This is a genomic window from Pseudomonas sp. XWY-1 (genome assembly GCF_002953115.1).
Taxonomy (GTDB): domain Bacteria; phylum Pseudomonadota; class Gammaproteobacteria; order Pseudomonadales; family Pseudomonadaceae; genus Aquipseudomonas; species Aquipseudomonas alloputida.
The window spans coordinates 1,771,711-1,782,136 of record NZ_CP026332.1 but is presented as its reverse complement, the minus strand read 5'-3'; the positions used below and the strand labels follow the sequence as shown (position 1 = coordinate 1,782,136).

Sequence of the window (10,426 nt, the reverse complement as noted above, 5' to 3'; positions counted from 1 at the left end):
TGGGTCAATCTCGGGCGTGGCTGACAAGCCAACAGCGAGGCGTTAATTTGCCGTCGCGGCGGCTCGTTTACCGAGAAAGCCGCCCTGCAAGAGGACCTTCGCATGTCCAGCCCCGCCCGCATCACCCAGGCACTCCAGCAAGGCCTGCGCCGCCTGGTCGGCAGCCACAGCCCGGCTGCCAGCGCCTACCGCCTGTTCGACCTACAGCTCAAGCAACGCATCACCCTTTCCCCATCACTTGCACGCCTGGTGTTCACCGGCCCGGATGTGGCCCAGATGGCCACCCTGGCCCCCGACCAACGGGTCAAGCTGTTCTTTCCCGCCCCAGATGGTTCGCTGCCTGTACTTCCCGCCGATGCCCACTGGAAAACTGCGCACAGCGCCTTGCCGCCAGCACAGCGCCCACCCATGCGTACCTACACCATCCGCGCGCTGCGTCGGGAAGCACTGGAAGTCGATGTAGATTTCGTGCTGCATGGCGTCAACGGCCCTGCTTCGGCTTGGGCCAGCCATGCCCAGGTGGGTGACCGCCTGCAGATGGTCGCGCCCAACCTGGCCTATGCCGGCGACCCCGGCGGTTATGAATGGAAGCCACCCCAGGGGGTGCGCAACGTACTGCTGGTGGGTGACGAAACGGCACTTCCGGCGATTGCCGGCATCCTTGAGCAACTGGCAGAGACCCTGCCCGAGCTTGCGGTGCAGGCGTTCATCGAGGTGCCGTTGGAAGCTGATTGCCTGGATCTGCGCCATGGCGATGCCACCGAACTACATTGGCTGCCGCGCGAGCTGCTGGGCTGCGCGCATGGCCAGGCCATGCAGCATGCCGTGCGCGAGCTGGCCAGCCTGCCACAGGAGCCTGCCGCACCACGGGCGAAGCTGGAAGAAGTGGACATCGACACACGGATCTTGTGGGAACAGGCCAGTAGCACCAGCAGTGCGTTCCATGCCTGGGTCGCGGGGGAATCGGCGACGGTAATGGATATTCGCCGGTATCTGATCAAGGAGCGCGGGCTGCAACGAGAGTGCCTGACCCTGATGGGTTATTGGCGGGCCGGGCGGACCTTTGATTGACTTGAGATAGCCTGGGGGCGCTTTGCGCCCCCGGCAATGGTTCAGACTGCCGCGATCAACGCCTCCGCAAACCGCTGCGCCACCTCGTCGATCTGCTCGCCACTGATAATCAACGGCGGCAGGAAACGCACCACCGCCCCATGTCGCCCACCCAACTCCAGGATCAGGCCGCGCTTGAGGCACTCGCGCTGCACCTTAGGCGCCAGGTCGCGGTTAGCCGGCGGGTGGCCCAGCGCATCAGGCTGGCCTTGTGGGTCGACCAGTTCCACCCCGAGCATCAGCCCACGCCCGCGAATGTCACCCAACTGCGGATAGTCCTGCTGCAACTGCAGCAGGTGCTTGCGCAAGCGCAGCCCCATAGCCTCGGCATGTTCGGCCAGGCGATGCTCGACCAAGTAATTGATCACCGCCGAACCCGCGGCCATGGCCATCTGGTTGCCACGGAAAGTGCCAGCATGTGCGCCCGGCTTCCAGGTATCCAGCCAGTCGCGGTACACCACCACCGCCAACGGCAGGGCGCCGCCAATGGCCTTGGACAGCGTGACCACGTCCGGGACGATGCCGGCATGTTCGAAGGCGAACATGCGCCCGGTGCGGGCAAAGCCGCTCTGGATCTCGTCGATGATCAGCGCCACACCGGCCTGCTCGGTGATACGGCGCACACCCCTGAGCCATTCGATATCGGCCGGGATCACACCACCCTCGCCCTGCACCACCTCAAGGATCACCGCCGCCGGCAGCGGCACGCCGCTTTCCGGATCGAGCAGCAGGTTTTCCAGGTAATGCAGGTTGGCCTTGACCCCGGCTTCGCCGCCCAAGCCGAACGGGCAGCGGTAGTCGTACGGGTAAGGCATGAACTGCACGCCGTTGCCGAGCAAGGCCCCCAGTGGCTGTTTCGGCCCATGGCTGCCCATCAGGCTCAGCGCGCCTTGGCTCATGCCATGGTAGGCGCCCTGGAAGGCCAGCACGGTGCTGCGGCCGGTGGCGGTGCGCACCAGCTTGAGCGCAGCCTCGACTGCATCAGTGCCAGTCGGGCCACAAAACTGCACCTTGGCCTCGCGACGCAGCGCCTCGGGCAGGATGCCGAACAGGTCCTGGACGAAGCGGTCCTTGACCGGGGTGGTCAGGTCCAAGGTGTGCAGCGGCAACTCGTCAGCCAGCACCCGCTGGATCGCCTCGACCACCACCGGGTGGTTGTGGCCCAATGCCAGGGTGCCGGCACCGGCCAGGCAGTCGATGAACTGGCGGCCTTCGACGTCTTCGACGTGGATGCCACGGGCGCGCCTGAGCGCCAGCGGGATACGCCGCGGGTAGCTGCGGGCGTTGGATTCCTGCTGTTGCTGGCGTTGCAGCAAAGGCGAATCGGTGAATTCGTACAAGGGTTGCGGCACGCTGGCCGGCACAACCCGGGCAAGGCTGGAAGCGGTGGACATGGGTAAATCCTCGCGAGCAAGCGGATGGGCGGTTATCGCTTTGGAAACGCTTGAGTGGGGGGAGGATTTAGCGGTTGTTACGCGATTTTATTTTTGTCTGTGCCGGCCCTTTCGCGGGTAAACCCGCTCCTACAACAACCACACCGCCCGCGTAGGAGCGGGTTCACCCGCGAAGAGGCCAGCACAGGCAAACCCGCCCCCACAGACCGCACCGCCCGTAGGACCGGGTTCACCCGCGAAGAGGCCAGCACAGACGATAAACATCAATGCCCAGGACGCGCCGGTACCTGCAACAAAACCCGCAAGCCGTCACTACGGCTGTCAAAGCGCAGGCTACCGGCACACCGCTGCACGATCGCCTGCACAATCGCCAGCCCCAAACCGCAACCACCACTCTGCCCATTGCGCCAGAAGCGCTCGGTCAGGTGCTCCAGGTCCGCTTCAGCAATACCTGGCCCATGGTCACGCACCATGAAGCCCACCTGGCCGTCCGCCATCTGCACCTCCAGCTCTACAGCTTCATCGCCGCCATGACGCAAGGCGTTGTCCAGCAGGTTGCGCAGCGCTGCCACCGCCAATGGAGCCGGCATCCTCAGGTAGATTTGCGTCGCCTCCTCTGGCAAACGCAACACGATACGCCGGTTGTCGCCGCCGCCGGCATCCTGCACCGCCTGACGGGCCACCTGCTCGGCGCTGCACTGCACGCCATCCTCGAACGACAGGCTGCCTTCCACCCGCGCCAGCATCAGCAACTGCTCAAGCGTGCGGTGCATGCGGTCGGTGCCCTGCTCGGCATGCTCCAGCGCCTGCTCGCGCACTGCACCGTCGGTCATGCGCGCCACCTGCAGGTGGGTCTTGATCGCGGTCAGCGGGCTGCGCAGTTCATGCGCGGCATCGTCGGTCAGGCGCCGCTCACGCTCGAGGGTCTGGGCAATGCGCAGGAACAGCTGGTTCTGGGTCTCCAGCAACGGCTGCAACTCGCTGGGCATGCCCGCCACCTGCAGCGGTTCGACACTGTCCGCACGCCTGCGGCGCAAGGCATCACGCATGCGGTTGAGCGGCTCCAGGCCCTTGCCAAGGCCGATCCACAACAGCCCCAGGCTGCCGAGCAGGGCCATCAGTACCGGCGCCGATGCCGCCAGCAGAATCGACTGGTTCAGCGCCTCGCGCTCCATGTGCCGGTCAGCCGTGGTGATGCGCACATCGCCGTGGTTGTAGGTAAAGGTGCGCCAAAGCGCATCGTCGATGGTCTGGTCACGAAACCCGCTGCGCTCGTCGTCCATGGCGCCATCGTGCTTGTGGTTGCTGGCGAGGATCTCGCCACGCAGCGAGCTGACCTGGCAGGCCATGCCATCCGGTACGCTGAACTGGTCGGCAGAAAAATGCGCCTCCCCGCCCTTGGCGGTCAGCGGCTGCGGCAGTTGGTCGATCAGCCCGGCGACCATACGCGCCGACGCCACCAGGCGCTGGTCGAGGGAGAACATCATTTGCTGGCGCAGGTCTCGCAGCATCCACGCGGCGGCCAGTGCCCAGATGATCACGAAGGCACTGCCGAGGATCAGGCTCAGGCGTACCCGCAGGCTCATGATGCGGCCTCTTGCGGTGCCTGCGCCGGGCCCAGCCGGTAGCCCAGGCCACGCACGGTCTCGACAATGCCGTTACCCAGCTTGCGACGCAGGTGGTGGATGTGCACATTCAGGGCGTTGCTCTCGACTTCGTCGCTGAAACCATACACGCAGTCTTTCAGTTGCTCGCTGGACAGCACGCGCCCGGGGTTCTGCAGCAGTGCCTGGAGCAGGGCCTGCTCACGGCGGGACAGGTCGACATGCTGGCCGGCCAGGGTCGCCTCGCAGCTACTCGGGTCATAGCGCAGCGGGCCGTGCTCGATCACGTTCACCGCCCGCCCGGCCACCCGCCGCAGCAAAGTATGCAGGCGTGCGGCAAGCTCACGCAGATCGAAGGGCTTGAGCAGGTAATCGTCGGCACCGGCCTGCAGGCCATCGACACGATCGGTGACGGCATCCCGGGCAGTGAGCACCAGTACCGGCAGGGTCTCGCCTTTCTCGCGCAGGCGGCGCAGCAGCTTGAGGCCGTCTTCGTCGGGCAGGCCGAGGTCGAGGATCATCACGTCGAACTGCGCGGCCTGCAGCATCGCCCGCGCAGCGGCGGCGTTGCCAACCCGGTCCACGGTCAAGCCCTGAGCGGTGAGGCCGGCGCAGATGCCGGCGGCGATCAGGTCGTCGTCCTCGCAGAGCAGAACGTGCATGGTGGGGCTCCCGGAGTGGTGTGGCTGGTATTGCACCTTGGGCGGATTAAGGGGGGATTATGGACCTTTTGGGGTGGGTTGGGGGGAGATCGAGCACCGCGCGGGTCGCCACCCTGCCCCTCGCAGCCTCAACCCCAATTCCCGAGCTTCTCGAACACTACAGAAACGAAGTCGCCTTTTCCTACAACTAACCCAGAAACCTCTGATCCGAATCCATGATGGGATTTCCCCCTGCACACGTTGTCAGGGAGACACCTCATGTACCTGGATTACCTCGTGCCCTCGTGGCACGAGATCGAGTCACGTGTCATCGCCATGGTGGGCTATCAAAGCGGTGGCCAGTTCCGCACCAGCCTCAATGAAGAGCTCGCCTCACTGGGCCTCAACCTGCGCCGGATCGAAGCTGTCCGCACAGCCTTCTACCACGCTGAATGGCAGGCGGCGCACATGCTACGCCAGCGCTTCGCCGACCTCGACATCAACAGCATCATCGACGAACTGCTGAGGGTCGTGCAGCAGATGGCGATGATCGTCGCCGGCAGCACCATTACCGGTGGCCTGCTTGGCGCGACGGTAGGCGCATTCGCCGGCGGCGCCGGAACCATTCCGTTTGCCGGCGCGGGCGCGGCCATGGGCCTCAAGGTCAGCGGCTGGATCCTCGGTGCGCTGGGGCTGGCCTCCATTGCCGAGTTCTTCATCGACGGCTTGCCGCGGATCGGCGAGTACTACGTCGATGGCATCCGCTTCGCCTGGGAAGGCACCTGCGGCAATGAAGGCACCGGCCCGTTCTGCCGGGACGACCCCTATGCGATATCCCGGGCCACGCATCAGATTGCCCAAGGCCATGTGGAAGTCGTGGTGCTGTTGTTGGGGGCGATCGTGTCGTACCTCACCCGCGGGCGCGGCGATGCCCGAGTGCTGGCCCAGGAGATGGCGGCCAGCCGCAAAGGCGCGCGGCTGGGGCAATGGATGCTCCAGCATGAAGAGGGGTTGAAGAAACGGCCGGATCTGCAGGTGCCGGAGCGGCGCAAAGGGGCGATGGATGATCCGCAGCCAGTTCAGCCGAATCGGCAGGCGGGAAAAGACAAGGAGCACCCCACAGGGAAGCCCGGTAGCATGCCGTTGCATACGGTGGCGTGTTTCAAGGCGGATAAATTGCCAGCGTCGAAGCATGGCGAGTTTGAGCGGCAGTTAAAGGGACAACAGGATGGGTTGAATCGGCTGACGGTTGAGGAGTTTTTGGAGAACGTTGCCAATCCTGTAAAGCGTGACCCTGCGGTCGCACGCGCTGCACGCAGGGATCTACAAGACCGGTTGGAAAAAAGAATCAACAAGGAGCTGCTCGCCGAAATGAGCCCAGCAGAAGCAACTAGACTGTCGACCATAAAGGCGAAAGAGACGATGGCCACCTTGGCCGCGCTACACAATCCCGACTTAAGCGCGGGTGGCAGAGACATGATCTCAGACTTTGGCGACAGGCACGTCAACTCCAGCATTGGTGCTCAATGGCGAAACAGACTAGCCAGCATAAAAGAGGCTGCGGAAAAATCGCCGAAATTCGGCACCCACTCGACTTACATGAATGTAAGACTTCATAAGTGCTAACGACAAGAGGCATCGCAAATGGATGAGGTATTCTCCATATTCCTTGACAATATAGGCGCGCCTTTTTCGCGTCGAGAGGTGCCCCCCTCCAGCATTGATCGCTATAACGGAAAACTTCCAGAGTTGTTACTTGCATACTGGAAAGAGCATGGATGGTGTGGTTTTGGCGAAGGTATATTCTGGCTGGTTAATCCACAGGAGTATGAGGGCGTCGTCTCATCCTGGACCGAGGGCACCCTCCTTGAAAACCGGGACACTTACCACTTGATTGCCAGAAGCGCTTTCGGCGACCTGTATCTTTGGGGAGAGAACAGTGGCTTTTCAGTAAAAATCACAAGTCTTCTGTCCCGTTACACAGGTGAAAACTGCACACTCACTGAAACTGAAGCAACCAGAGAGGTCCAAAGCTTCTTTCTATCAAGAAAAAAAGAACACAACGACTTTGAAAGCCTTTTTGAGCCCGCGAAGAAAAAGCTGGGCATCTTGAAAGAAGATGAGATGTATGCCTTTGTTCCTGCATTGATGCTGGGAGGGCGACCCGACCTCAAAAACCTGGAAAAAATTAAAACAATAGAGCATTTAATTTTGCTGTCTCAAATCACCGAACTCGAACCCTACAGCTTCTCTGACTTCTGAGCACACAAAAGGATTTAAACGAATGGATGTCATCTTCAGCATTTTCCTGGAAACCTTCGGCGACCCCATCGGCCAGCAACCCGTACCCCCTGCCGCTGTCGATCATTACCAAGGCAAACTCCCCAATCGCCTCCTTGAATACTGGCAAGACCACGGCTGGTGCGGCTACGGCGGCGGCTTGTTCTGGCTGGTAAATCCTCAGGAATACCAGGGTGTAGTGGCCTCTTGGTTGGCCGGTACCCACTTCGAAGCATGCGACACTTATCACCTCATCGCCCGCAGCGCTTTTGGCGACCTGTACCTATGGGGTGAGAAAACCGGTTCGGTGCTGACCATTGCGGCCTACCATTCCCGTTACCTCGATGGCGCTCACAGCTCAGGCGACGAAGAACGGGACAGCAGGATCCACGGTTTGCTCATGTGGCTGATGACCGAGTGCGTCTACTTCGACGACCTGTTCGAACCTGCCAGGGAACGGCTCGGCACCCTGGGCTCAGACGAAATGTATGGCTTTGTCCCCGCCTTGATGCTGGGAGGCCCAGACAGCCTTGAGCGTCTTGAAAAGCTGAAGGCAGTGGAGCATCTGGTGCTGCTTTCCCAACTGGGCGAACTCGAACCCTATGAACTCACTGGCGAAGAAGATGAATAGTCTTTGACGAACGCATTCAAGGGCGCACCGCGTCCGGCCTATCGACATCCTGCAGCACGCCGGCATCCTCGACATCCAGCCGGACGCAACGGTCCGCATGGGCCTTCAGCACCGAACGCGCCCCTTCATCACCCTTCAGCCGGGCAAGCGCCGGCCAGAAATCACGCCCGAACAGCACCGGATGGCCCTGTCGTCCAGCATGACAAGGCAGGACTATCGTTGACCCACTGGCCTCGCGTGCAAGCAAATTCAGGGTCGCGGACGCCACCCAGGGCATATCACCCAACAGAATCGCTACTGCCTGCGCCTCGCTGTCAGCCAGCGAAGCGGCCCCGGCCGCCAGGCTATGGCCCATGCCCAATGTGAAATCCGGACTGGAGACCACCCTGCACCGCGCTGGCAACCCCAGGTCCACACCTCGCTCCCCTTCACGCAACACCACCCGCACATCATCGAACACTGCGCAGGCGCTCTCTACGCTGTGCACCAGCAAGCTTCGACCGTCAGCCAGCAGTGAACGGCGCTTGTCGGAGCCGAAGCGCACACTGCTGCCTGCCGCCAATACCAACGCAACCACGCTCACAGCGCCGCCCGCTCGATGCCATTGCGCACACGAAGGATATCGGCCAGTACCGCCAGGGCGATCTCGGCCGGGGTCTTGCTGCCCAGGTTCAGGCCAATCGGCGCATGGATGCGCGCCAGCTCGTCGCAACCCAGGCCACCAATTCGCTGCAAGCGTTCGCGACGCTTGTCGGAGGTGGTCTTGGAGCCCATCACGCCGATGTAGAACGCTTCGGTCCGCACGGCTTCAAGCATGGCCAGGTCATCGATTTTTGGATCATGGGTCAATGCCACTACTGCCGTGTCGGCATGGCAACCGCCATTGGCGATGAATTCCGACGGCAGCTCGCGGCGCACCTCTATGCCATTCAGCACTACGCCGTCGAGTACTTCGTCACGCGGCTCGCAAAGGATGACCTCAAAACCCAGCCCCCTGCCGAATTCGACGCAAAAATGCGCCACGCTGGAATAACCGGCCAGCAGCAGCCGCTGGGCGGCGCCGACACGCAAGCGCACCCGGGCATTTTCCCGTTCCACCCGTGGCCCCTGACTATGGTCATCGAACAGCTGGCGGGTACCCATAGGCAGGCTCACCTCACGCAGTACCCGGCGCTGGCCCTGCAGCGCACGTTCCAGCTCACGCAGATGCGCCTGCACCTCGCATTCAACCGGCAGGTTCTCCACCAGTACTTCAAGCACACCGCCACACGGCAGGCGAACGCGCGAACGCGGGTCGCTGCCGTCGCCATAACGCACGATGGCAACCGGCTCCGGGAATTCCCCCAGGGCCACGCGTTCGAGAAAGTCGTCTTCGACACAGCCACCGGACAGCGAGCCGAGCCACTGGCCGCTGGCGTTCACCGCCAGCAGCGAACCCGGCGCACGCGGCGCCGAGCCATAGGTGGCGAGCACCGTGCACAACCATACCCGCTGGCCGTTGCAGGACCACTGCAAAGCCTGACGGATCACCTGTAGATCGAGATGCTGCACGCTTTACTCCGCCTTCAGCTCGGCGAGCTGCTGTACGTTCAGGTCGCCGGGCAATCCACCCCAGGCCTGGCGCAGGTAGTTGACCATATCTGTCACCTGTTGGTCATCAAGCTTGTCGGCAAAGCCCGGCATCGGCTGCATGCGCTCGAAGCCGGTGAACTGCTGTTCACGGATGCCCTCGAGGACCACCTTGACCAGATTGCGCGAGTCGGCCTGACGCAGCACGGTGTTGCCGCGCATGGCCACGGCGATGTGCGGCTTGCCCTCGCCGTCGACACCATGGCAGCCGGCGCAGACGTTCAGGTACTGCTGGTGGCCCCGCTTGGCACTGTCGCTCATCTGCTCCAGGGCAACGGCCTCGATAGCCTTGGCCGGCGGCGGCTGGTCACCCAGCAGGTAGGTGGCCATGGCCGCAAGGTCTGCATCTTCCAGGTGCTGGGTGCTGTGGTGCACCACCGGGAACATCTCGTTGAACATGCTGCCTTGGGCGCTGATGCCGTGCTTGAGGAAGGTGGTCAGGTCCGGCTGGGTCCAGCCGCGCTCGGCCAGGTCCTGGGCCAGCAGGCTTGGCGCCAGGTAGCCACCCAGCAGGCCGCCGCTCAGGCGCTGGTCCTGCTGCAGCGCACCGATCGGGTTGCGCGGGGTATGGCATTCGCCACAATGGCCCATGACCTCGACCATGTACTGGCCGCGCTGCCAGGCCGGGCTTTTACCCTCGGTCGGCTGCAGTTGCACGCTCTTGCCATACAGCATGTTCCAGCCGCTGAGCCCCATGCGCACATTGAACGGGAAGCGCAACGCGGTCTGCGGTGCCGGGCGGTTGATCGGCGGTATGGTCATCAGGTAGGCGAGGATCGCGTCCGAGTCTTCACGCTTGATCAGGTGGTACGAGGTGTAAGGCATCGCAGGATAAAGGTTGGCGCCATCCTTGCGCTTGCCCTCGGTGACTGCGGCGAAGAACTCGTCGGCGCTGTAGTTGCCGATGCCGTACTGTTTGTCCGGGGTGATATTACTGCCATAAATGGTGCCGAACGGCGAATGGATCGGCAGGCCGCCCGCATACGGCGCGCCGCCTTCGGCGGTATGGCAGGCCATGCAGTCGGCCGCGCGGGCCAGGTATTCACCGCGCTTGACCTGCGCATCGTCGGCCGCCAAGGCAAACGAGCTGACAGCCAGCCCGAGGGCCAACGCCGAGGCGCTACGTACGAAGCCCAT

Annotated in this window: 10 protein-coding genes; 4 read left to right on the top strand and 6 right to left on the bottom strand. The window is 62.9% G+C overall.

Going from position 1 to position 10,426, the window contains the following annotated elements:
• Window positions 1-102 precede the first annotated feature (102 nt).
• Window positions 103-1,071 (top strand): siderophore-interacting protein, encoded by a 969-nt coding sequence (locus PRJ_RS08595; protein WP_104961104.1) that lies wholly within the window; start codon window positions 103-105, stop codon window positions 1,069-1,071.
• A 41-nt stretch (window positions 1,072-1,112) separates the two neighbouring features.
• On the opposite strand, the gene PRJ_RS08590 is transcribed toward PRJ_RS08595, so the two are convergent.
• From PRJ_RS08590 to PRJ_RS08575, 3 genes are all read right to left on the bottom strand, one after another.
• A complete protein-coding gene (locus tag PRJ_RS08590; protein ID WP_104961103.1) occupies window positions 1,113-2,504 on the bottom strand; it encodes an aspartate aminotransferase family protein in 1,392 nt (463 codons plus the stop codon).
• Between the two features lie 263 nt (window positions 2,505-2,767).
• Window positions 2,768-4,090: an ATP-binding protein gene (locus tag PRJ_RS08580; protein WP_104961102.1), complete on the bottom strand. Its 1,323-nt coding sequence runs from the start codon at window positions 4,088-4,090 to the stop codon at window positions 2,768-2,770.
• Window positions 4,087-4,770, bottom strand: coding sequence for a response regulator transcription factor (locus PRJ_RS08575; RefSeq protein ID WP_004576176.1), 684 nt, complete (start codon window positions 4,768-4,770; stop codon window positions 4,087-4,089). Before PRJ_RS08575 ends, PRJ_RS08580 begins: the two co-directional genes overlap by 4 nt.
• A gap of 258 nt (window positions 4,771-5,028) precedes the next feature.
• Here PRJ_RS08575 and PRJ_RS08570 point away from each other — a divergent pair, with 258 nt between their 5' ends.
• Genes PRJ_RS08570 through PRJ_RS08560 form a run of 3 tightly spaced genes read left to right on the top strand, consistent with a single transcriptional unit; the run spans window position 5,029 to window position 7,660 of the window.
• A complete protein-coding gene (locus tag PRJ_RS08570; RefSeq protein ID WP_104961101.1) occupies window positions 5,029-6,375 on the top strand; it encodes a DUF6861 domain-containing protein in 1,347 nt (448 codons plus the stop codon).
• Window positions 6,376-6,393: 18 nt separating this feature from the next.
• Window positions 6,394-7,011, top strand: coding sequence for a GAD-like domain-containing protein (locus PRJ_RS08565; protein ID WP_104961100.1), 618 nt, complete (start codon window positions 6,394-6,396; stop codon window positions 7,009-7,011).
• Window positions 7,012-7,033: 22 nt separating this feature from the next.
• Window positions 7,034-7,660 carry a GAD-like domain-containing protein gene (locus PRJ_RS08560; protein WP_104961099.1) on the top strand — a complete coding sequence of 209 codons (627 nt, stop codon included), beginning with the start codon at window positions 7,034-7,036 and terminating at the stop codon, window positions 7,658-7,660.
• A gap of 16 nt (window positions 7,661-7,676) precedes the next feature.
• On the opposite strand, the gene PRJ_RS08555 is transcribed toward PRJ_RS08560, so the two are convergent.
• From PRJ_RS08555 to PRJ_RS08545, 3 genes are read right to left on the bottom strand one after another with little or no spacing between them, the layout of a single operon-like run.
• A complete protein-coding gene (locus tag PRJ_RS08555) occupies window positions 7,677-8,243 on the bottom strand; it encodes an NTP transferase domain-containing protein (protein ID WP_104961098.1) in 567 nt (188 codons plus the stop codon).
• The gene (locus PRJ_RS08550) at window positions 8,240-9,211 is read right to left on the bottom strand and encodes an XdhC family protein (RefSeq protein WP_104961097.1); all 972 of its coding nucleotides are present in this window, start codon (window positions 9,209-9,211) and stop codon (window positions 8,240-8,242) included. The genes PRJ_RS08555 and PRJ_RS08550 overlap by 4 nt, the downstream gene beginning before the upstream one ends.
• A gap of 3 nt (window positions 9,212-9,214) precedes the next feature.
• Window positions 9,215-10,426, bottom strand: coding sequence for a cytochrome c (locus PRJ_RS08545; RefSeq protein ID WP_003254263.1), 1,212 nt, complete (start codon window positions 10,424-10,426; stop codon window positions 9,215-9,217).